Source organism: Streptomyces sp. NPDC055013 (assembly GCF_053608645.1).
This window is the reverse complement of record NZ_JBSGVW010000015.1, coordinates 20,850-41,883: the sequence shown is the minus strand read 5'-3', so window position 1 is coordinate 41,883 and position 21,034 is coordinate 20,850. Positions and strand designations below refer to the sequence as shown.

The following is a 21,034-nucleotide window of genomic DNA, read 5'->3' as shown; positions in this document are numbered from 1 at the left end:
AGTCTCGTCGAACGGTTCACCGGGCGAAATGATCAATTGGTGGCGGCGGTTCCGCCGAGGGCAGCGGTGATGTCCTGCAGGAACGCCGAGACCGGGCCCAGGGTGAGCAACCCGCTGGCGGCTCCGGCCAGTTCGTTCGCCGCCGGCGTGAGGGCGGTGTGGGCGCGTGCCAGGGTAGGCCGGTCGCCGAGGCTCAGGGCCGCTCGGGCGGTGAGGCACCACAGGGCCTCCTGAAGGAGGTCGTGGGGTGGTTCGGGCATGGCGTGGAGGGCCTCGGCGGCCTCGGGGCGGTGGCCCCGGTCGATAAGAACCAAGGGGCGCGCCCAGGGGGCGTAGGGGCCCCAGTCCGTGTGGTCGTCGAAGCGGAGGGGCTGGGCGTGCCGCACGCGCAGGCACAGCAGCGCGAGCGGCAACAGGCCTTGGGCGAGGCCCGGCATGCCCGCGCCGTGCAGCAGGGTGGCCGCCTCCCGGTAGGCCGCCTCCACCTCCGTCACCGGTGCCCGGCCTGTGGCAGCCAGCCGCAGTGCGGCGTACCAGCCGGTGAACACACCCACCAGCGGCGCCTCATGGCGTACGGCCAGCGCGTCCGCGGCGGCTGCATGCCGGTCCGCCGCGTCGAAGTCGCCGAAAGCGCTGCGGGCCTGGAGGCGGATCAGGTGGCCGAGGATCTCGAACGTGGTCAGGCCGTGGCGGGTGGCGAGTGCGAGCAGTTCCGCACCGATCCCGTCGCGTCGCGACGCCAGCCCGGTGCTGTCGAAGCACTGCATGAACGCCGCGTTGAGGGCGAACGCCAGCAGCGCCGGATCGTCCAGCCGACGGGCCATCTCCGCGGCCTGGCGGGCGGCCTGCGGGCCACGGGCATGCGGGGTGCCGCGCGACTCCAGGGCGATGGTGGCGAGCAACCGGGCCTTGGCCGCCTCGTGGCCTTCGGCGGGCAGGGCGACAAGGGTGCGTTCGGCGGCGGCGACCACATGTTCCGCCTGTTCCGGGTCGTCGAGGCGGGTCCAGATCGCCGGGACGTCGTAGGCCCCGATGACCCGGGCGGTCAGCTCGGCGTCGCCCAGCTCCTCGGCCGCCGCAATGGCCGCGACCCGATGCTCCCGGGCAGCCTGCAGCCCGCTGCCTCCGGTCACGGCGAGGTTGCGCAGCAGACCGGCCGAGGACTCCAGGCGGGCACGGGCACCGGGAGCGACGGCACGGTCGTAGGCGGCGGCCACCTGCTCCCAGACTCGGGTGGCCGGGGTGGACGCGTGGGCGTCGGGGTCGGCCTGGGGGAGGTCGGCGGCTGGGCGAGGGGGGTTGCCTTGGCCGTGGTGCTCGGCTTGGCGACCGGGGTCACCCTCGCCAAGGTGCTCCTGGCGACGGTCGTCACCCCGGCTGAGGTGCTCGCCCTGACGAAGGCGCTCACCCTGGTCGGGATACTCGGCACGGCGGAGCGAGTCGCCCTGATCGCGGTGCCATGCCTGGCTGAGGAACTCACCTGGACGAAGGCGCTCGGCCTCACCGATGTACTCGTCCCGGCGAAGGCCTTCAGCCTGGTCGAGGTGCTCGTCCCGGCGGAGACGCCCGCTCTGGACCCAGTGCTCGGCTTGGCGGAGCCCATCGCTCCGGTCGAGGTGCGCGGCCTGCCGGAGAATGTCCGTCTCCAGAGCCCGCAGATCCGGCCCCGGGTCGATACCCAGCTGCTCGCTCAGCAGCCCCCGTGCCCGCCGCAGCACCTCCAGCGCATCGGCCTGCCGCCCCGTGCGGTACAGCGCCAGGGCCAGCAGGCGCCAGGCGTTCTCGCGCCAGGGATGCTCGGCCGCGTGGGCCTGAAGGTCCGCGGCCGCCCGGTCGGCCGACCCGAGGGTCAGCTGGGCCTCGGCGCGCAGCTCCACGGCGTGCAGGCGCAGCTCGGCCAGGCGGCGGCTCTCGGCCCTGGCCCACGGCTGGTCGGCGAACTCCGCGTAGACGGGGCCGCGCCACCAGCCGAGCGCCTCGTCCAGCCGTACGGTCGCCTCCGTGGCCGGCCACGTCACGGCGTCGGCGAGCGTCTGCTCGAAACGCCAGGCGTCCACCGCGTTCGTCGAGGCGCGCAGGGCGTAGCCCGGACCGTCGGTGACCAGCAGCCGGGCCGGAGTGCGGGGCGGGCGTTCGGGTTCGAGGGCGCGGCGCAGTGCGGCGACGAAGGTGCGCAGAGCGCCCACGGCGTCGGCGGGCGGGTCCGTCCACAGGTCGTCGGCCAGCAGGGAGACGGGCACGACTCGGCCCCGGGCGACGATCAGCCGGGCCAGCACCGAGCGGTGTCTCGGCCCCTTCAGGGAGATCGTGTTTCCGTCCGCGTCCCATGCGGTCACGGACCCGAGCACACCGAAACCCAAGCCAAGGTCCACGTCCGCCATCACCTCCGTCCGCCGCCTCGGTCACCCGGGCGCTGCTCATTCATTGCTCATCCGCCCCAGGGACGATCGAGGAACAAGATCCCTCACGAGGAGTCTCCCGACAGGTCCCTTCGCAGAAGAACCCCTGTTGGAAGAACCCCTCGCAGAGATCCTCCACCCATCGGCCAACATCGGAAGGAGCGGAGCCATGCCACCCGTCATCCCCGGCTTCGATCACCATCGCGTCCCCGTCGCGGACGGCGTGTCCCTGCACACGGCCGTCGGCGGCTCCGGCCCGCCCGTCGTCCTGCTGCACGGCTTCCCGCAGACGCACCTGATGTGGCGGCACGTGGCCGCCGACCTCGCCGCCGACCACACCGTGATCTGTCCGGACCTGCGCGGTTACGGCGCCAGCGACAAGCCGGCCGAGAGTGACGGCACCGTCTACTCGAAGCGGACCATGGCCGCGGACATCGTGGCCCTGGCCCATGAACTCGGGCACGAGCGCTTCGCGTTGGCCGGGCACGACCGCGGCGCCCTGGTGGCCTTCCGTGCCGCGCTCGACCACCCCGCCACGGTCACCCACCTGGCCTGCCTCGACGTGCTGCCGACGCTCGACATGTGGAAGGTGATGCACGGCGTGGGAGCCGCCGTCGGCTTCCACCTCTATCTGATGGCCCAGCCGCCCGGCCTGCCCGAGCGCATGATCGGCGCGGCGCCGGACGACTTCTTCGGCCACTTCCTCGACCTCTGGACGTCCGACCGGCGGGCCGTGCCGGACGAGGTCCGCGCCGCCTACCTGGCGGCCTCCCGCGAGGCCGTGCCCTCGATCGTCGCGGACTACCGGGCCTCGGCCGGCGTCGACATCGAGCACGACCGGGCCGACCGGGCGGCCGGAACCACGCTCCGGATGCCGGTCGCTGTGCTCCAGCAGGACTGGGGCGCCGCCCTGGGCTTCGACGCCGGCGCGCTGTGGCGTGCCTGGGCGCCCGATCTGCGGCACACCACGGTCACATGCGGTCACTTCATGGCCGAGGAGGCGCCCGACGAGATCGTGAAGGCACTGCGCGACCTGGTCGCCCGCTGAGCGCGGTGAGCGCACCGGGGGCGCCGGCTACCAGCGCCCACGCTCGGTCCCGGTGATCGGCTCCGACGGTTTGCCGTCCACCCCGACCGGCACATCCCCCGAGAGCATCACCCGGTGCATGGTCCGGGGGAAGTCGAGGTGGGCGTTGTCGCTGGGGGCGAGGTGGATGGTGGCCCGGTTGTCCCAGAAGGCCACGCTGCCGGGCTCCCAGCGGAAACGGACCGTGTACTCGGGGCGGGTCGCCTGGTCCAGCAGCATCTCCAGGACGGCGGCGCTCTCCGCCCGCGACAGGTCGGCGATCTGCTCGACGTAGTAGCCGTTGACGTAGAGCACTCGCTCTCCCGTCTCCGGATGGACGCGGACCAGCGGATGCAGCGAGGCGACCTGGTGGTCCAGCAGGTGACGGACGTACGCGTCGTCGCCGGGCCGGGGCTGATAGCCGACGCCGAGGCGGTGCTCGACCCGCAGCCCGTCCACGAACTCCCGCACCGGGCCGGAGAGTCCGGCGTACGCGGCCGCCAGGTTCGACCAGGTCGTGTCGCCGCCGTACGGGGGTACGGTCTCGGCGCGCAGGATCGTCGCGGCGGGCGGGTCGATGCGGGCACCGTGGTCGCAGTGCCAGCCGCGCAGCAGCGTGTGCCGGCGGCGCCGCAGCCACTCGTCGTGCTCCATGCCGAACTTCCCGCCCAGCTCGAGCCGGTCGGCGGTCGTCTCGATCTCGGGGAAGTCCGCCGGAGACGCGCTTCCCCGCTTGCGCAGGACGACCGGTTCGCCGAACCGGCGCGCGAACGCCACATGCCCGGCATGGTCCAGCCGCTGTCCCCGGAAGAACACCACCTTCCAGCGCAGCACCGCCGCCCGGATCGCGGCGACCACGGCCTCGTCCGGCTCCCCGGCCAGGTCGACGCCCGTGATCTCCGCCCCGATGTGCCCGGCGACCGGTCGCACCTCGATCCCCGCGATCGGCTCCGTCCCGTCCGCTGTGGCCCTGTCCGTCGTCATGCCCGCTCCGTCGGTCGTCCGTCCGCGCCGGCTCCGGTCCGAGCCGGTTCCAGGAAGATCGTGACAGTGTTCGGCGGGCATGGCGACAGGGCCTGGACAGAGCCTCAGACCGCGAACTCCCGTATCACCGTGTTCCGGAACACCGCCGTGCCGTCGACCGTGAACAGCGCGAGCCCGGTGTCGATCAGATACGGGAAGACCTCCGACGAGTGCACGTACCGGCCGTCGTCGACGAACATCTCGACGGACGTACGGTCGACCAGGATCCGCAGCCGCACGGTGCGGACGGACGGGTCGAAGGGGCTGTGACTCTCCTGCCATCTGCCGGAGGCGTCGGGGTTCACGGTGGGGCGACGGTTGAGGAAGGCGTAGTCGCCGTAGATCCCGGCGTCGACATGGCGGGCACCGTCGGGTGAACGGCGCAACTGGAGTCCGGCGCCCTTGAGTTGGTCCCAGGTGATCTCGCAGGTCACCTCGTAGGCCGTGCCCCGGTAGTCGAGCACGCGGGTGCCGGTGACCTCCAGGTCGCCCAGGTTCACGGTGCGGGAGACGTGGTCGTGCAGGGCGGCGACCGGTTGTGAGGCGAGGTGGTACGTGCCGCCGGATCCCCGCTTCAGGGTGATCTCGCGGACGATCGAGTCGGTGCCGTTGAAGCCGTCGCAGTCGATGGTGGGTGTGATGTTGGCGTAGTCCCAGTTGTTGAGCCAGCCGATCGCGTAGCGCATGGCCGGGTCCACCGAGCCGTCGCTCCGGTGCTTGTCGAAGGTGACGGCGGCGTACCAGTCCCAGCCGTGGTCGAGCCACTGCGGGTCGGCCGCGTCGGCGGTGAAGGCGGTGCCGTCGAAGGAGCCCGTCCAGTAGGCGTACGTGTTCGGCAGCCCCGAGCCCTTGCCGTTGGCGCTCACGCCGAGCACCCACTTCGCGGTGCCGTCGTCGGTGGTGATGCGGAACAGGTCCGGGCACTCCAGGACGCCGATCCCGCCCTTGACGAAGCCGCTGACGTACCTCCACGACTTCAGGTCGGTGGAGTGGTAGAAGCCCACCTTGTCGTTCTCGGCGAGCGTCATCACCCAGCGCCCGCGCTCCTCGTCGCGGATCACCTTGGGGTCGCGGAAGTCCCGAACGCCGGGGTTGGGCAGGACAGGCTCGGTGCCGTGGGGCGTGAACGTGCGGCCGCCGTCGGTCGAGTAGTACAGGTACTGCGCCTGTGTGACCTCGTCCGGCGCCATGGTCGCGAGGACGATCACCGCGCCCGCGCCGAAGCCCGCCGTGTCGTCCGTGTCGATCACCGCCGAGCCGGACCAGACGTCACCGTTGGGGGTGGTGTCCTTCGGCACGGCGATCCCGCGGTCGGTGAAGGAGACCAGGTCGGTGCTGGTGGCCAGGCGCCAGGCGGTGCCGGTGGTGGTTCCCCCGGTGAGATAGTCCGGGTTGTACAGGTAGTAGTAGTGATACTCGCCGTCGATCCAGATCGGGCGCTGAGGGTCGTTCTTCCACTGGTCGGGGACCGTGAAGTGGTACTGGGCCCGGTAGCTGGCGCAGGTGCTCGCCGCCTGCCTGGGCCTGGCGGCCGCTGTGGGCGCGGTCGGCAGCAGCGCGGCCGAGGCGCCCGCCGCCGAACCGGCGAGCAGCGCTCTCCTGGACATCCCTCGCATCACGCGTCGTTCCTCTCGTCTGAGGCGTCAGAACGGTGGCTCGTGGGATCAGGACTGTGGGACCTAACTCGTTAAAGGTCAAGTGGTTCGCACCTATTGACAGGGCCGTGGGCCGCTTCCCATCATCTGGGGCATCACTACTCGACTAACACGAGTTAGGCCCGTTAGATGACCGACTCGCACCTCACCCGCCGCACCCTGATGCGGTACGGCGCCTACGGCGCGGGAGCCGCCGCGCTGGCCGGTACCGCCGCGAGCTGGGACCGGCTCACCGGAGCCGACATCCCCGGCCGCGACGACGGCTCCCTCGTCGTCGCCACGCTCGGCCCCGCCTACGGACCCGAGGCCGTCCGCACGCTCACCGAAGGCTTCAGCAAGGTCCACCCCGACATCAAGCTGCGGATCAACGCGGTGCAGGCCGTCGACTGGTCGGACTTCTTCGCGAAGATCCTCACCCAGATCGCGGCGGGCACCGCACCCGATCTCGTCTACGTCGCCACCGAGGGCGTCCAGCTGTTCGCGCAGCGTCTCGGGGTCCCGCTCGACGACTGGGTGCGGCGGGACTCCGAGGAGCTGCGCGAGTACTTCGCCGACGTCCATCCCTCGCTGGTGGAGTCGATGATGTACGAGGGCAGCCTCTACCAGCTGCCGGTCGAGTTCAACGCCGCCGACATCTACCTCAACAACCAGGTGCTGAGGCGGGCCGGAGCGGACTTCCCGGCGGCCGATTGGACGCGCGACGACTTCACCGCGCTGCTGCGGGACATGAAGCGGTCCAGCGGCTCCCAGTTCACGCCGTACTTCTGGACCAACCGCCTGTGGGGCGGCGTGGTGCCCTGGCTGTTCGCGAACGACACCAACCTGCTCGCCGAGTCCAAGGCACCCGGCGGCGCCTGGCTGTGGGACTCCTTCTACCCGGCCGCCCAGCGGCAGGGACGCGGGGGCGGCTTCCGGTGGACGACGCCGCAGGCAACGGACGCGCGTGTGGAGGAGGCGTACGACTATCTCGCCTCCCTCATCCAGGAGGGGCTGTGCACGCGCCCCGAGGGCGGCAACGGCCAGAACCTGATCGGCGTGTTCTCCACCGGCCGGGTCGGGGTCACGCCCGCGGGCGGCTTCTGGGCGGGCGGCCTGCATCTGGCCGGCATGCCGGCCGACGGCTTCGACGTCCAGTACTTCCCTCGCTGGCGCACCCAGCGCATGCAGTACGGCGCCGCCGGCTACGCGCTGCTGCGCACGTCGAAGCGGCAGGAGGAGGCCTGGGAGTTCATCAAGTACGCCGCCCGCCACGACACCCTGACGCGGCTGTTCACGACCAACCAGACCACCCCGGCGCGCCGCTCGATGCTGACAGCCGACCGCTATCGCGAGACCGGCCCGAACCGCTGGCAGGTCTTCTACGACACCCTCGATCAGTTCCCCGACACCGGGCCGATCCCGGCGCCGCCGCAGGTCGCCGAGGTCGAGCAGGTGCTGCTGAAGCACACCGGTACCGCGCTGTCCTCCCGGCGTGCGGTGGCCCCCGCGCTGCGCCGGATGCAGGGCGATCTGGAGAAGGCCATGGAGCGTGACGCATGACGAACACCCGGATACCGGACTCCGTACGGCCGAAGCAGCCGGCCGCTCCACCGGCCGCCACGGTCCGGCCCTCCGCCCGCGACCGTGGCGCGCGGCTGCTGGCCACGCTGTTCCTGGCGCCCACGATCGTCGGCATCGTCGTCTTCACGGTCGTGCCGATCGTCGGATCGGTGGTGCTGAGCCTCTTCCACTGGAACGTCATCGACTCCCCGAGCTTCGCCGGGGCCGCCAACTACCGTGAGGCCTTCACCGACTCGACCGTGCTGGTCTCCTTCCGCAACACGCTCGTCTTCATGGTGTTCGCGGTCACGCTGCAACTGCTGATCGCGCTCGTCCTGGCCCTGGCGGTGAACGGGCGGATGCCGGTATGGCTGCGCTCGGTGTTCCGGTCGGCGTTCTTCTTCCCGCTGGTGCTGTCCGCCGCGTCGATCTCGGTGGTGATGAAGTACCTGTTCAACCAGGACTTCGGGGTCGTGAACTGGCTGCTCGGGCTCGTCGGGGTGGCTCCGGTGCCCTGGCTGACGTCCGAGAACGCGGCCATGACCACGGTGATCCTGGTCTACGTCTGGCAGCAGTTCGGGTTCTCGTTCCTGCTGTTCGTCGGAGGCCTGAACAACATCCCCAAGGAGATCCACGAGGCAGCCTCCCTCGACGGCGCGACCAGCCTGCGCAAACACCTCGGGATCACGCTCCCCCTGCTCTCGCCCACGCTGCTGGTCGCGTCGGTGGTCGGCATCATCAACGCGCTCCAGGTCTTCGAGCAGCCGTACGTCCTCACGAACGGCGGTCCCGGTGACGCCACCCGCACCGCGGTGATGGTGATCTACGAGAGCGCCTTCGAGCAGCTGCGGTTCGGGGAGGCCTCTGCCGTGGGCGTGCTGCTGTTCGTGCTGATCATGGCGGTCACCGCCCTCCAGTTCCGGCTCAGCCGGCGTTTCGTCCACTACCAGTGAGCCGGTGAGTCCCATGAGCCAAGCAAGTCTGTCCCTGAGCCGAACCCGGCACTCGCTCGCGCCGTGGGCCCGGATCGTCGCGCTGGCGGTGTGCGCGCTGCTGACCCTGGGCCCGGTCCTGTGGACCGTCTCCACCTCGCTGCGCACCCCGGCCGAGGCCTTCGACCTGCCGCCGAGGATCATCCCTACGGACCCGTCCGTCGAGGCGTACCGCGGGGTCTTCGACCAGATCGACGTCTGGCTGCTCGCCCTGAACTCGACGCTGGTGACCGCGCTGATCGCGGTGGGCCAGATGATCACGGCGGGACTGGCCGGTTACGCCTTCGCGCGTCTCGAATTCCGGTTCAAGAAGCCGCTGTTCGGGCTGGTCCTCGCGACCATGATGGTGCCGTTGCAGGTCACGATCGTGCCGGTGTTCCTGGTGCTGAAGTCGATGGGACTGACCGACACCCTGCTCGGTCTGATCATCCCGGCCTTCCCGACCGCGTTCGGCACGTTCCTGATGCGCCAGTACTTCCTGGGCATGCCCAAGGACCTGGGCGAGGCGGCGATGCTGGACGGCTGCGGGCCGTGGCGGATCTTCCGGTCGGTGTACGCGCCGCTGGCCGCGCCCGGTCTCGCGATCGTCGGTGTGCTGGCCTTCAACTACCACTGGAACGAGTTCTTCCGCCCGCTGATCCTGGAGACCTCCGGCCAGAACTACACGCTGCCGCTTGGCCTCGTCTCCCTCCAGGGCAACCTCGGCACCGGCTCCATCTCCGTGGTGCTCGCCGGTGTCGTGCTCTCCATGATCCCCGCCGTCGCCGTGTTCGTCGTCGGTCAGCGCCCTCTGCGTGAGGGCATCACGTCCGCAGGAGTCAACCGTTGAGCCTCACCGCTCGGTTCCCGGATCCCAGCGTCCCGCGCTTCCGGGTGCGTCCCCCCGCCCACTGGATCAACGACCCCAACGGGCCCTTCCGTTGGCGGGACCGCCATCACCTCTTCTACCAGCACAATCCCGCCGCTCCCGTGCACTCGAACGTCCACTGGGGACATGTGTCCAGCGCCGATCTCGTCCGGTGGGAGCACCATCCGGTCGCGCTCACCCCGACGCCCGGCGGCCCGGACGAGGCAGGCTGCTGGTCCGGGTGCGTGGTCGACGACGACGGCACACCGACCGCGGTGTACACGGGCGTCGACCGCCACCACACCGGCCTCGGCACGATCTGCCTGGCGCGCGCGGTGGTCCCGGAGGACGAGACGCTGACCGACTGGAAGCCGCTGCCGACGCCGGTCGTGACCGGCCCGCCCGCCGACCTGGACGTGGTGATGTTCCGCGACCCGTTCGTGTTCAGGAGCGGCGGACGCCGCTGGGCACTGGTCGGGGCCGGGCACGCCGACGGGACGCCTTCGGTGCTGCTGTACGACTGTGACGACCTGGCCGAGTGGCGGTTCGCGGGGGTGTTCCTGGACGGTGACGACCCGGTCGCGGCGGATGCCTTCGGGGACGGGGCGGTGGGCTGGGAGTGCCCGCAGCTGTACTCGACGGCGGGCGGCGACTGGGTGCTGGTGCTGTCACTGTGGGACGGAAACCCTTGCACCACCGGCTATCTGACGGGACGTCTCCAACCTTACGGCGAGGGCGATTTGCGCTTCGAGGCCCGCACCGGCGGACGGCTCGACCACGGGCGGGACTTCTACGCCCCCGCAGTGCTCCAGGAACCGGACCGGGCATTGATGTGGGGCTGGTCGTGGGAGGCCCGTGATCAGGCCGAGGTCGATCGGGTGGGCTGGGCCGGGGTCCTGACCGCGCCGAGGGTCGTCGACGTGCACCCGGACGGGACCCTGCGGGTCGTACCGGCGCCGGAGCTCGAACTGCTGCGGGCGGCCGAGCCGTTCGTCACATCGGCGGGCGGCCCCACCGCACTGCCGGAGGCGTACGACCTGACCGTCACCGCATCCGGCCGCACCACTGTCAGCCTGCTCCGATCCGCCTCGGGCGCCGAGCTGACGGTCGTTCTGGACCCGGACGCCGGCACCGTGACGCTCGACCGTGACGACTGGCCTCGGACAGGACGTGAGGCGTCAGGGCCGATCGTGGTGCGGGTGCCGGTCGGCGAGGTGCGGGTCCTCGTCGACGGCTCGCTGCTGGAGCTGTTCGCCGGCGATCGGGCGGTGGTCACCGAGCGGGTCTACCGGCGGCCGGACGACATCCCCGAGCTCGTCGTCACGGGATCGGGGGCCGAGGTCACCGGCTGGGAGCTGGTCCCACCGACGCGCGGCTGATCACCGGACAGGCCAGGCGCCGCACCGTCGCGGGCGGCGTCCTGCCGGTGTCGATGGCGTCGAGGACCAGCCGTGCCGCCGCGTCGCCCATGGCCCGGTGGGGCAGCGCGACCGTGGTGAGGGGCGGGGTGAGGAACTCGGCCATGTGTTCCTGGTCGTCGTAACCGACCACCGACAACTCGCCGGGGACGGCGATGCCGAGCCGGGTCGCGGCGTGCAGGGCGCCCGCCGCGACCCGGTCGTTGTAGCAGAAGATCCCGGTGGGACGCAGGTCGGCGGGGACGCCGTCGAGGACGCGCAGTGCGCCCTCGAACCCGCCGGCGATCTCGCCGCCGGTGCGCACGACCCACTCCTTGGGGACGGTGATCCCCTCGGCACGCAGCGCGTCCCGGAAGCCGCGCAGCCGGTCGACGGAGGCGATGTCGTCCTGGCCGCCCACCATGGCGACCCTGCGGTGCCCCTCGTCCAGCAGCAGCCGCGCCGCCGTACGACCGCCCGCGCGTTCGGCGGGAATGACGGCGGGCAGGGAGTCGTCCTCGGGCAGGCAGTTGGCGAGGACGGAGTGGGTGCGGTGCAGGCCCTCGGGGACGCGGACGCGGCGCAGCGACATGGCGGCGTAGATGATGCCGTCCACCCGGCGGTCGAGGAGTTCGGCGACGGCGGCGTCCTCCTTGGCGGGGTCGCCGCCGGAGTCGATGGTCAGCACGAGGTGCTCGCTGTCCCAAGCGGTCTCCATGGCGCCGCGCAGCAGCCGGCCCGCGAAGGGCGAGGTGGCGATCTCGTCGGTGACCAGGCCGATCACGGCCGTACGACGGCGGCGCAGGCCGCGGGCGACGGGGTCCGGTCGATAGCCCAGCTCGGTCGCGGCGCGGCGGATGCGCTCCTGGGTGGCGGGCGAGAGGTTGCCCTCGGCGCGGCCGTTGAAGACGAAGGAGACGGCCGTGTGCGACACCCCGGCCAGCCGGGCGACGTCGCGCGACGTGGGACGCCCAGGTCCCGCCGGCTGCTTCTCCTCGGTGCCGCCCATGCCGTCCGCTGCCCTCGTCCCCCGTCGTTCCGGTTGATCACCGCTCACCCTATCCGTGACGCTGGATGCACGACACAGTCAAGGGAAGGTCCGGCAGTGATCAGCATCCCGACCCACGCGCTCAACGACGGTACGACTCTGCCCGCCCTCGGCCTCGGCACCTGGCCGATGGACGACGCACGGGCCGAGGAAGCGGTTCGCGGCGCCCTGGAACTGGGGTACCGCCTGGTGGACACGGCGACGAACTACCGCAACGAGACCGGCGTCGGCCGTGGCGTCGCGGGCAGCGACGTACCCCGCGAGGAGCTCGTCGTGACAACCAAGCTGCCCGGCCGGCACCACGGCTACGAGGAGACCCTCGCCTCCTTCGAGGAGTCCCGCGCCCGCCTCGGCCTGGACTACGTGGACCTCTACCTCATCCACTGGCCGCTCCCCCGCGTCGACAAGTACGTCGACTCCTGGAAGGCCATGATCAAGCTGCGCGAGGACGGCCTCGTCCGGTCGATCGGGGTCTCCAACTTCACGCCCGCGCACATCGACCGGCTGGAGAACGAGACCGGGGTCCTGCCCAGCGTCAACCAGATCGAGCTGCACCCGATGTTCCCGCAGGACGAGCTGCGCGCCTTCCACGTCGGCAAGGGCATCGTCACCGAGAGCTGGAGCCCCCTGGGCCGCGGCACCAGCCTCCTGGAGGACCAGGCCGTGAAGGGCATCGCCGACGGCCTCGGGGTGACCCCCGGCCAGGTCGTCCTGCGCTGGCACACCCAGCTCGGCGCCCTGCCGATCCCGAAGTCGGCGAGCCCGCAGCGGCAGCGCGAGAACCTCGACATCTTCGGCTTCACCCTGGACGACACCCGGATGGCCGCCCTCTCCGACCGCGCCCGGCGGCGCCTCGGCGGCGACCCCGAGGTGCACGAGGAGTTCTGAGCGGGCGGGATGGCGACCGAGTGCCCGGCGGGCGTCGGAGACACGGCGCGGGGTACTCGGGGCGCTCGGGAAGGAGGCGACCGTGGGTGAGACGGACCGACTGCGGGACTATCGCGGCAAGCGTGACTTCGGGCGGACCCGCGAACCGGAGGGCCGCTCGACGGCCTCCGGTGCTCAGCCGCGTTTCGTGGTGCAGATCCATGACGCCGGCACCCTGCACTTCGACTTCCGGCTGCAGGTGGACGACGTGCTGAAGTCCTGGTCGGTACCCAAGGGGCCGTCCGACGATCCCCACGACAAGCGGCTCGCCATGCCCACCGAGGATCATCCGCTGGAGTACGAGGACTTCGAAGGCGTGATCGCGAAGGGCGAGTACGGCGGCGGCACGGTGATCGTCTGGGACAACGGGACGTACGAGCCCCTCAGCCATGACCGCAAGGGGCAGCCGGTCGACTTCGGCGAGTCGCTCGCACGCGGCCATGCCACCTTCCGGCTGAGCGGCTCGAAGCTGCACGGCGAGTACGCCCTCACGCGGTTCCGCAGCGAGGAGGACGGTGACCGGGAGGCGTGGCTGCTGGTGAAGGCCGGCAAGGGAGGGACGCGCGGGCACGGCACGCCCGACCCGTACCGGGCCCGTTCGGTGCGGACCGGCCGCACGCTCGGCCAGGTCGCCGCTGAGAGCGACGAGGGGTGAGCGATAGCGCTGGACTCGCTCCCCGCCGAGCAGCGACGGCTGCTGAGCGGGGCACGCCCGGGAGCGGGGCGGTCCGTCGCCTGAGTTCGGCGAGCGTGTCGGTGAACCCCTGACGTGTCGGTGAACCTTTGCTGCCCTTCCAGGGATCACACCGGCGGCAGTGGCTGTTCCGCCCAGATCGTCTTGCCGCTGCCGGTCTGCCGGCTGCCCCAGCGCTGGGTGAGCTGGGCGACGAGGAGCAGTCCACGGCCGCCCTCGTCGTAGGCGTGGGCCCGGCGCAGGTGCGGGGACGTGGAACTGCCGTCGGAGACCTCGCAGATGAGGGTGCGGTCGCGGATCAGGCGCAGCTGGATCGGCGGTGCGCCGTACCGGATGGCGTTGGTGACCAGTTCGCTGACGACGAGTTCGGTGACGAAGGCCGCCTCGTCGAGGCCCCAAGCGGTCAGCTGGTCGGTGGCGGCCTGCCGGGTCCTCGCCACGTGCTCGGGGTCCGGCAGTACGTCCCAGGTGGCGATGCGATCCGCGCCCAGGGCCCGGGTGCGGGCCAGCAGCAGGGCCACGTCGTCGCTGGGGTCCTCCGGGAGGACGGCCTTGAGGACCGTGTCGCACAGGGCGTCCAGGGTTTCGGCGGGCGCGGTCAGCGCGCGGCACAACTCGGCGGTGGCATGGTCGATGTCGCGGTCGCGGTCCTCGATGAGACCGTCCGTGTACAGGGCGACCAGGCAGCCCTCGGGCAGTTCCAACTCCGCGGCCTCGAAGGGCAGCCCGCCCACCCCGAGCGGGGGTCCGGCGCTCATCTCGACGATCTGCGTGGTGCCGTCGGGCAGCACGAGGGCCGGTGGCGGATGGCCCGCGGCGGCGAGGCTGAGGCGGCGGGTCACGGGGTCGTAGACGGAGTAGAGGCAGGTGGCGCCCAGTTCGGCGACCTCGTCGGTGTGGTCGCCCGCGAGGTGGGTGACCAGGTCGTCGAGGTGGGTGAGGAGTTCGTCGGGCGGCAGGTCCACGTCGGCGAGGGTGCGTACGGCCGTGCACAGGCGGCCCATGGTGGCCGACGAGGGAATGCCGTGCCCGACGACGTCACCGACGACGAGGGCGACGCGGCCGCCGGACAGCGGGATCACGTCGAACCAGTCGCCGCCGATGCCGGCCTGCGATCCGGACGGCCGATAGCGGTGCGCCACCTCGACGGCGGCCTGCCCGGCCAATCCCCGTGGCAGCAGGTTGTGCTGCAGGGCGAGCGCCGTGGTGCGCTCCCGGGCGAAGCGGCGGGCGTTGTCGACGCAGACGGCGGCGCGGCTGGCGAGTTCCTCGGCGAACACGGCGTCGTCCGCTCCGTAGTCGTCCGACTGCCGGATGCGCACGGCGACAGCGACGCCGAGTGTGGTGCCACGGGCCCGCAGCGGCACCGCCATCATCGAGTGCGCGCCCACGCGGTGGCGCCGGCCGGACGGAGCGCGGGCGTTGCGCTCCGCGATCCACCGCATGAACGCCGGCTCGCCCGCCTGACTCTGGATCACGTTGCCGTCGAGGATGGCCCGCGCCGGTGGCGAGAAGGGCGGGTAGTGGTCCACCTCGCCCAGGTGCACGGCCGCTTCCGGGGTGCCCTCGGTGCCGGAGCCGTGGGCGACGCGGCGCAAGGTGATGTCGGTGCCGGCCAGGACCGGGGGCTCCTCCGATCCCAGGACCCAGTCGAACAGGTCGACGCTGGCGAAGTCGGCGAACCGGGGCACCATGATCCCGATCAGTTCCTCGGCGGTGCGCACCACGTCCAGGGTCGTGCCGATGGCGGCCGCCGCCTCGTTCAGCAGGGCCAGCCGCTCCCGCGCCCAGTACTGCTCGGAGCTGTCGAACGCCGCCAGGGCCGTGCCCACGACGACGCCGGAGGCGTCCCGTACCGGCCACATCTGGATGCTCCAGGCGTGCTCCCGGTTCAGGGCCGGGGCTCCCGTGAAACTCTCGTAGCGGACGGGCCTGCCCGTCTCGGCGACCTGCCGCAGATGCCAGTGGAAGCCGCGGCTGTGCTCCGCGTCCTCCACGGTCTCCGGGAAGGGCCGCCCGATCAGGACCTCTTCGGGCACGCCCATCACCTGGCAGGCGACGTCGTTGAGGCGCAGGTAGCGTTGCCGGGTGTCGAAGACCGACATCGACATCGAGGCCTGCTGGAAGGCCCGCTCGGCGAGGGTCGGCTCCGGCTGCGCCGAGGGTTCACCGACGACCATGTAGCCGTCGGGTGCGCCGTCCTCGCCCAGCACACCGTGGGCCCACAGCGACAGACGTACGTGCGAGCCGTCCCGGTGGCGCAGCACGACGGTGCCGGCCAGCGCTGCCACGGCAGCGGGCGACGGTTCCTCGGCGAGCAGTTCCCGGGCGGGCCGTCCGACGACCTCCTCGGCCATGCGGCCGGTCAGCCGCAAGGCACCTTCGCTCCACCCCTTGACCACACCCTGGGCATCGAGGATCACCGCAGCGGAGACGCGCTCCATGGGGTCAAGCATGAGTCCTCGGCGGGACCGCATCAACCGCGACACCCGGCCGTCACCGCCCGTCACGCCATGGCGCCCGCTGCCGCCGCGCCCCGGGCGGCCGTCCGGTCACTTGCGCAGCGCGGCGAGGGCCCGGTCGGCGTGGGTGTTCATCCTGAGTTCGCTGCGGACGACCTCCAGGACGGTGCGGTTTTTGTCGATGACGAAGGTGACCCGTTTGGTGGGGGCCAGTGAAAAGCCGCGCGTCACGCCGAACCGGTCCCGGATCTTTCCGTCGGCGTCGGACAGCAGGGTCATACCGAGCGTGTGCCGGTCGGCGAACTCCTGCTGGCGTTCGACCGCGTCGCCGCTGATGCCCACGGGACGTGCGCCGGCGGCGGCGAACTCGGCGGCGAGATCACGGAAGTGGCAGGCCTCCGCGGTGCAGCCGGGGGTGAGGGCGGCGGGGTAGAAGAAGAGCACCACCGGTCCCTCGGTGAGCAGTTCGGTGAGGCTGCGGGTGGTGCCGGTCTCGTCCGGCAGCGTGAAGTCCTCGACCTTGTCGCCGACCTTCAGCTGTGCGCTCACGCCCGTCCCTCCGTGTTCTTCGCGACGCCCCGGGCCCACAGCACGAGCGGGATCTGCAAGGGCAGCCGGCCGATGGCCACGGCCTTCTGCGGAGTGGGGCGGTGCCGCCAGTCGACGGCCATCTTCACGTTCGCGGGGAACACGCCGACGAAGAAACCGGCGGCTGCCAGCGCGGCGACCTTGCGGGTGCGCGGCAGTGCCACCCCGGCCGCCAGCGCGAGCTCGGCGACGCCGCTGGCGTACGTCCAGGTCCGGGGCTTGCCCGGCAGGGCGCGCGGCACGACCGCGTCGAACTGACGTGGGACGGTGAAGTGGGCGACCCCCGCGGTGGCCAGCAGGCCGGCGAGCAGCAGGGGTGAGCGATCGGACCGGGGCACGGATCCTCCTTGGATGGCCTGCCGCCGGATGCTACCGGAGGGTAGGTCACGGCCCGTCACCCGCCCTGGCCGGTTGTCCGCCCTGTTCCGTGCGGCGGTTGTGCGTTCCCGGCGTGTGTCCGAAGGAGCGGCGGAAGACGTCGATGAAGGCGCTGGCGGAGGACCAGCCGCAACGGTGGGCGACGGCGGTGACGGGGGTGTCCTCGGCGAGCAGCCGCAGTGCGTGGTAGAGGCGCGACTGGGTGCGCCACTGCGGGAAGGTCATGCCGAACTCGGCCCTGAAGAGCCGGCTGAGGGTGCGTTCGCCGGCCCCGGTCGCGGCGCCGAGCGCGGCGAGGGTGCGCGAGTCGGCCGGGTCGGCGTGGACGAGGGCGCAGACCGCGGCCAGGCGTGGATCCGCGGGTGTGGGCAGGCGCAGGGGCTGCTGGGGCGAGGCGCGCAGCTGGTCGCGCAGGACGGCGAGCAGGCGGCGGCGCTCGGGGCTGTCGTCCGCCGCGTCGCGGGTGTAGACGCGGATCAGCTCGCGCAGGAGCGGGCTGACGGCGAGCACGGTGGGGGCGTCCAGGCCGAGAGGGTTGTCGTCGGCGGGCAGGCCGACCAGGTACAGGTCGAGGTGACCGTGGGCGCGATGCGCGTGCACGGTGCCGGCGGGGACCCAGATGGCGCGGTTGCCGGGTGCGAACCAGGTGCCGGCGTCGGTGGTGACGGCGAGCACGCCGGAGCCCGCGTAGACGATCTGGTGGTCGTCGTGCCGGTGCGCGTCGATGCGTTCCCCGGCGGCCAGGACCTTGGCACGGGTCGGCGCGGTCGGCGTGTGGCGGATGTCCGGCATACTTCGGCAGATTATCGGAAGCGGGCCACGTCCGGGCGCGGCGACGATCGCGGGGTGACCGAGAAACGCAATCGAGCGATCACCCTGATGTCCCTGGGCCATGCCTGTGTCGACGTGTACCAGGGTGCCGTCGCGGCCCTCGTCCCCTTCTTCGTCGCCGAGCGCGCCTACAGTTACGCCGCCGCCTCGGGTGTCGTGCTCGCCGCATCCCTGCTGTCGTCGGTGGTGCAGCCGCTGTTCGGGGCGCTCACCGACCGCTGGGCGATGCCCTGGCTGCTGCCGCTGAGCGCGCTGTTGGGCGGCACGGGGGTCGCGCTGAGCGGCGTCGTGGGCTCCTACGCGCTCACGTTGGCGGTGGTGGCCGTGTCGGGGATCGGGGTCGCCGCGTACCACCCGGAGGCGGCCCGCGCGGCCCGAGCCGCCTCGCGAGGCAGTCATACGGCGATGGGCTGGTTCTCCCTCGGCGGCAACGTCGGCTTCGCCCTCGCACCACTGCTGGTGGCGGCGGTGATCGCCACCGGCGGACTGCGCGCCTCTCCCCTGCTGGTCGTACCGGCCGTCGCGGGGGCAGCGCTGTGCGCCGCGGCGGTGCGTACGGCAGCGGACCGTGGCACGAACGGGCCCAGGGCCGAAGGGGTCGGCACCGACGACTGGCCGTCGTTCCTGCGGCTGTCCGGCGCCATCATGTGCCGGTCGATCGTGTTCGTCGGCCTGAGCGCGTTCGTCTCGCTGTATGTCCGTCAGCGCACCGGCGGCGGGGACGTGGCCGCCACGGCCGCTCTGTGCGTGCTCTACGCGGGCGGCGCGATGGGCACGGTGGCCGGGGGCCGGCTGGCCGAGCGGTACGGGCGGCTCACGGTCGTACGGCACGCGTATGCGCTGTCCGCGCTCGCGGTGGCCGGGGTGGTCCTCGTTCCCGGGCCGGCGGTGTATCTGTTCGTCGCCCTGACGTCGGCCGGCCTGTATGTCCCGTTCTCGCTGCACGTCACGCTCGGCCAGGACTATCTGCCCCGCCGGGTGGGCACCGCGAGCGGTGTCACGCTGGGGCTGGCCGTGAGCGTGGGCGGTCTGGCCGCGCCGGTGATCGGCGCGCTGGCGGATGCCACCTCGCTGCGGACGGCGCTCCTCCCGCTGATCGCCCTGCCCGTGCTGGGAGGGCTGTTGCTGCGCGGGCTGCGGGAGCCCGCCTCGCCCGGACAGGCGCGGCCCGAGGCCGCCCCGGCGTCCGATGCCCCCGGCCACCGCCCTCGCACCACGTCGGCGTGAGGGGCCGGTCAGACGGTCCCGGCCGGCTGCTGTTCGGTGTCCTCGTCGACGGCGTGGGCGAGGAAGTCGTCGACCATCCGGTGGAAGAGGGTGGCCAGTTGCCGCAGCTCCTCGGGGGTCCAGTCGGACAGGGCGAGCTGCATACCGCGGGCGCCGGCCTCGCGGACCCGGGCGATGGCCTGCCGGCCGGGCTCGGTGAGCTCGATGCGCTGCGCCCGGCGGTCCTGCGGGTCCGGAACCCGGGTGACATAGCCGCTCTTCTGCAACTGCTGCACCGTGCGCGTCACGTGCGAGGCCTCCACACCGAGCCGGTTGGCCAGCTCCCCGGGACGCAGCGACTCCGAGTCGGCGATCTGGCGCAGCAGCGCCACGGCGGCCCGGTCCAGCGGCACGTGGGCCAGGGCCATGAGCCGGTCGTGCTGCCGGGCCCGCGTGCTCAGATAGGTGATGCGGGTGAGCGCGCGCTCGATCTCGATCACTTCCGGGGACGCGGGCGTCTCGGGAAGTTCGGGGAGCGGTGGTGTGGACATGGAGCCACTTTACCATCTCGTTGCGTAACTCAATTAATTTACGGCTCCCCTGGCACCCACCGCCTCCAGCCCGTTCATGCCGGACGCGATCGCCTGTCGCCACTGCCTGAGCGCACGGGGCGGCATGCCCACCGCGAGCGCACCGGTGACGCGGTCGCCGGTGCGGTAGAGGGCGATGAACCGGCGTTCCGTCAGGTCGCCCTCAACGATCGCGACTTCGTCGTGGCCGCGCAGACAGCCGTACGCCTGGATCTTCATGTCGTACTGGTCGGACCAGAAGTACGGCACCGGAGCGAACGGCTTGCGTCCGTCAGGGTTGAGCAGGTTGCGGGCGGCCGCCATCCCCTGCTCGGCGGCGTTGGTGCGGTGCTCGATCCGCATCGACCGCCCGAACAGCGGGTTGTGCCAGCGGGCGACGTCGCCGGCGGCGTAGACGTTGCGGGCGGCCTCACAGTACTCGTCGCACACCACGCCGTCGTCGACGGTGAGCCCGCTGCCGTCCAGCCAGTTTGTGTTGGGCAGCGAGCCGACCGCGGTCAACACCTCGTCGGCGTCGACCGGTTCACCGTCGGAGAGCCGTACGCCGCTCTCGCAGACCTCGGTGACGGTGACGCCGCAGCGCAGGTCCACGCCCCGTTCGAGATGGGCCCGCGCCAGCATCTCGCCGATCTCCATGCCGACGGCGTGCGCCAGCGGGACCGGGGCGGGTTCGAGGAGCGTGACCTCGCAGCCCAGCCGCCAGGCGACCGCGGCCGCCTCGGCCCCGAGAAACCCGGCACCGACCACGGCCAGTCGCCTGCCCGGCGTCAGCCGGTCCCGCAGCCGCACGGCGTCGTCCAGGGTGCGCAGCACATGCCCGCCCTGCCCGCGCAGCCGACGCGGGCGTACTCCGGTCGCCAGGATCAGCCCGTCGTACGGCACCGTCGCGCCGTCGGCCAACTCCACTGTGCCGTCGGCGAGGTGGAGGCCCGTGGCGGCCACGCCGAGGCGCAGGTCGAGGTCGAGGCGGGCCAGGTCGTCAGGAGTGCGCAGCGCCAGCCGCTCGGGCTCCCACTCACCGGCCAGCACCTGCTTGGACAGCGGGGGGCGGTCGTACGGGGCCGGCGATTCTTCGCCCACGAGGGTGAGCGTGCCGTCGTAGCCCTCGCGGCGGAGCGTCTCGGCCGCCGCGAGTCCGGCGGCCGAGGCACCCACGACGACGATGCGCCTCACTGGTCCACCAGCCGGATCGCGGCGGCCGGGCAGACCGCGACGGCCTCACGAACGCCGTCGAGGTGGTCGGCGGCGGGCCGCTCGTCGAGCAGGATCGCGATGCCGTCGTCGTCCTGGTCGAACACGTCCATCGCGGCGAGCACGCACTGTCCCGACGCGACACACTTGTCTGCTTCCAGCTCCACCTTCATGACCGGATTCCCTTCTTCGTAGGGGGTG

Annotated in this window: 19 protein-coding genes; 8 read left to right on the top strand and 11 right to left on the bottom strand. The window is 71.9% G+C overall.

Features of this window, described 5'->3' with window-relative positions; all coding sequences use genetic code 11:
- Positions 1-32: 32 nt before the first annotated feature.
- Positions 33-2,381 (bottom strand): BTAD domain-containing putative transcriptional regulator, encoded by a 2,349-nt coding sequence (locus ACWGDB_RS20545; protein WP_453823695.1) that lies wholly within the window; start codon positions 2,379-2,381, stop codon positions 33-35.
- A gap of 187 nt (positions 2,382-2,568) precedes the next feature.
- Here ACWGDB_RS20545 and ACWGDB_RS20540 point away from each other — a divergent pair, with 187 nt between their 5' ends.
- Positions 2,569-3,447 carry an alpha/beta fold hydrolase gene (locus ACWGDB_RS20540; protein ID WP_453823694.1) on the top strand — a complete coding sequence of 293 codons (879 nt, stop codon included), beginning with the start codon at positions 2,569-2,571 and terminating at the stop codon, positions 3,445-3,447.
- A 27-nt stretch (positions 3,448-3,474) separates the two neighbouring features.
- On the opposite strand, the gene ACWGDB_RS20535 is transcribed toward ACWGDB_RS20540, so the two are convergent.
- Together ACWGDB_RS20535 and ACWGDB_RS20530 are read right to left on the bottom strand one after the other, a co-directional pair.
- Positions 3,475-4,449, bottom strand: coding sequence for a TauD/TfdA dioxygenase family protein (locus ACWGDB_RS20535; protein WP_453823693.1), 975 nt, complete (start codon positions 4,447-4,449; stop codon positions 3,475-3,477).
- A gap of 104 nt (positions 4,450-4,553) precedes the next feature.
- On the bottom strand, positions 4,554-6,104 hold the full coding sequence (locus ACWGDB_RS20530) for a glycoside hydrolase family 32 protein (protein ID WP_453823806.1): 1,551 nt from the start codon (positions 6,102-6,104) through the stop codon (positions 4,554-4,556).
- Between the two features lie 168 nt (positions 6,105-6,272).
- Here ACWGDB_RS20530 and ACWGDB_RS20525 point away from each other — a divergent pair, with 168 nt between their 5' ends.
- Genes ACWGDB_RS20525 through ACWGDB_RS20510 form a run of 4 tightly spaced genes read left to right on the top strand, consistent with a single transcriptional unit; the run spans position 6,273 to position 10,900 of the window.
- Entirely contained in the window at positions 6,273-7,682 is a 1,410-nt protein-coding gene (locus tag ACWGDB_RS20525; protein ID WP_453823692.1) for an extracellular solute-binding protein, read from the top strand.
- Positions 7,679-8,635: a carbohydrate ABC transporter permease gene (locus tag ACWGDB_RS20520; RefSeq protein ID WP_453823691.1), complete on the top strand. Its 957-nt coding sequence runs from the start codon at positions 7,679-7,681 to the stop codon at positions 8,633-8,635. Before ACWGDB_RS20525 ends, ACWGDB_RS20520 begins: the two co-directional genes overlap by 4 nt.
- A 13-nt stretch (positions 8,636-8,648) precedes the next feature.
- Positions 8,649-9,503, top strand: a complete 855-nt coding sequence (locus ACWGDB_RS20515) for a carbohydrate ABC transporter permease (RefSeq protein WP_453823690.1) — start codon at positions 8,649-8,651, stop codon at positions 9,501-9,503.
- Positions 9,500-10,900, top strand: coding sequence for a glycoside hydrolase family 32 protein (locus ACWGDB_RS20510; RefSeq protein ID WP_453823689.1), 1,401 nt, complete (start codon positions 9,500-9,502; stop codon positions 10,898-10,900). The genes ACWGDB_RS20515 and ACWGDB_RS20510 overlap by 4 nt, the downstream gene beginning before the upstream one ends.
- Here the strand turns inward: ACWGDB_RS20510 and ACWGDB_RS20505 are convergent.
- Entirely contained in the window at positions 10,863-11,927 is a 1,065-nt protein-coding gene (locus ACWGDB_RS20505) for a LacI family DNA-binding transcriptional regulator (RefSeq protein ID WP_383606095.1), read from the bottom strand. The two genes, ACWGDB_RS20510 and ACWGDB_RS20505, sit on opposite strands and share 38 nt — an antisense overlap.
- 96 nt (positions 11,928-12,023) lie before the next feature.
- Between ACWGDB_RS20505 and ACWGDB_RS20500 the strand changes: the two genes are divergently transcribed.
- Positions 12,024-12,854: an aldo/keto reductase gene (locus ACWGDB_RS20500; protein WP_453823688.1), complete on the top strand. Its 831-nt coding sequence runs from the start codon at positions 12,024-12,026 to the stop codon at positions 12,852-12,854.
- An 82-nt stretch (positions 12,855-12,936) separates the two neighbouring features.
- Positions 12,937-13,548, top strand: coding sequence for a DNA polymerase ligase N-terminal domain-containing protein (locus ACWGDB_RS20495; RefSeq protein WP_453823687.1), 612 nt, complete (start codon positions 12,937-12,939; stop codon positions 13,546-13,548).
- A 146-nt stretch (positions 13,549-13,694) separates the two neighbouring features.
- Here the strand turns inward: ACWGDB_RS20495 and ACWGDB_RS20490 are convergent, their stop codons facing one another.
- The 4 genes from ACWGDB_RS20490 to ACWGDB_RS20475 all read right to left on the bottom strand — a co-directional run bounded on the left by ACWGDB_RS20490 (position 13,695) and on the right by ACWGDB_RS20475 (position 17,807).
- Positions 13,695-16,031, bottom strand: a complete 2,337-nt coding sequence (locus tag ACWGDB_RS20490; RefSeq protein ID WP_453823805.1) for a SpoIIE family protein phosphatase — start codon at positions 16,029-16,031, stop codon at positions 13,695-13,697.
- Between the two features lie 108 nt (positions 16,032-16,139).
- The gene (locus ACWGDB_RS20485; RefSeq protein ID WP_453823686.1) at positions 16,140-16,598 is read right to left on the bottom strand and encodes a peroxiredoxin; all 459 of its coding nucleotides are present in this window, start codon (positions 16,596-16,598) and stop codon (positions 16,140-16,142) included.
- Entirely contained in the window at positions 16,595-16,975 is a 381-nt protein-coding gene (locus tag ACWGDB_RS20480; RefSeq protein ID WP_453823685.1) for a DoxX family protein, read from the bottom strand. The genes ACWGDB_RS20485 and ACWGDB_RS20480 overlap by 4 nt, the downstream gene beginning before the upstream one ends.
- Positions 16,976-17,021: 46 nt before the next feature.
- A complete protein-coding gene (locus ACWGDB_RS20475) occupies positions 17,022-17,807 on the bottom strand; it encodes an AraC family transcriptional regulator (protein WP_453823684.1) in 786 nt (261 codons plus the stop codon).
- Between the two features lie 87 nt (positions 17,808-17,894).
- On the opposite strand from ACWGDB_RS20475, the gene ACWGDB_RS20470 reads away from it, so the two are divergent.
- Positions 17,895-19,073 (top strand): MFS transporter, encoded by a 1,179-nt coding sequence (locus ACWGDB_RS20470; protein WP_453823804.1) that lies wholly within the window; start codon positions 17,895-17,897, stop codon positions 19,071-19,073.
- A gap of 8 nt (positions 19,074-19,081) precedes the next feature.
- Here the strand turns inward: ACWGDB_RS20470 and ACWGDB_RS20465 are convergent, their stop codons facing one another.
- From ACWGDB_RS20465 to ACWGDB_RS20455, 3 genes are read right to left on the bottom strand one after another with little or no spacing between them, the layout of a single operon-like run.
- Positions 19,082-19,603 (bottom strand): MarR family winged helix-turn-helix transcriptional regulator, encoded by a 522-nt coding sequence (locus tag ACWGDB_RS20465; protein ID WP_453823683.1) that lies wholly within the window; start codon positions 19,601-19,603, stop codon positions 19,082-19,084.
- Positions 19,604-19,636: 33 nt separating this feature from the next.
- Complete coding sequence (locus tag ACWGDB_RS20460) at positions 19,637-20,815, bottom strand: NAD(P)/FAD-dependent oxidoreductase (RefSeq protein WP_453823682.1); 1,179 nt, start codon at positions 20,813-20,815, stop codon at positions 19,637-19,639.
- On the bottom strand, positions 20,812-21,006 hold the full coding sequence (locus tag ACWGDB_RS20455; RefSeq protein WP_453823681.1) for a ferredoxin: 195 nt from the start codon (positions 21,004-21,006) through the stop codon (positions 20,812-20,814). The genes ACWGDB_RS20460 and ACWGDB_RS20455 overlap by 4 nt, the downstream gene beginning before the upstream one ends.
- Positions 21,007-21,034: the final 28 nt, after the last annotated feature.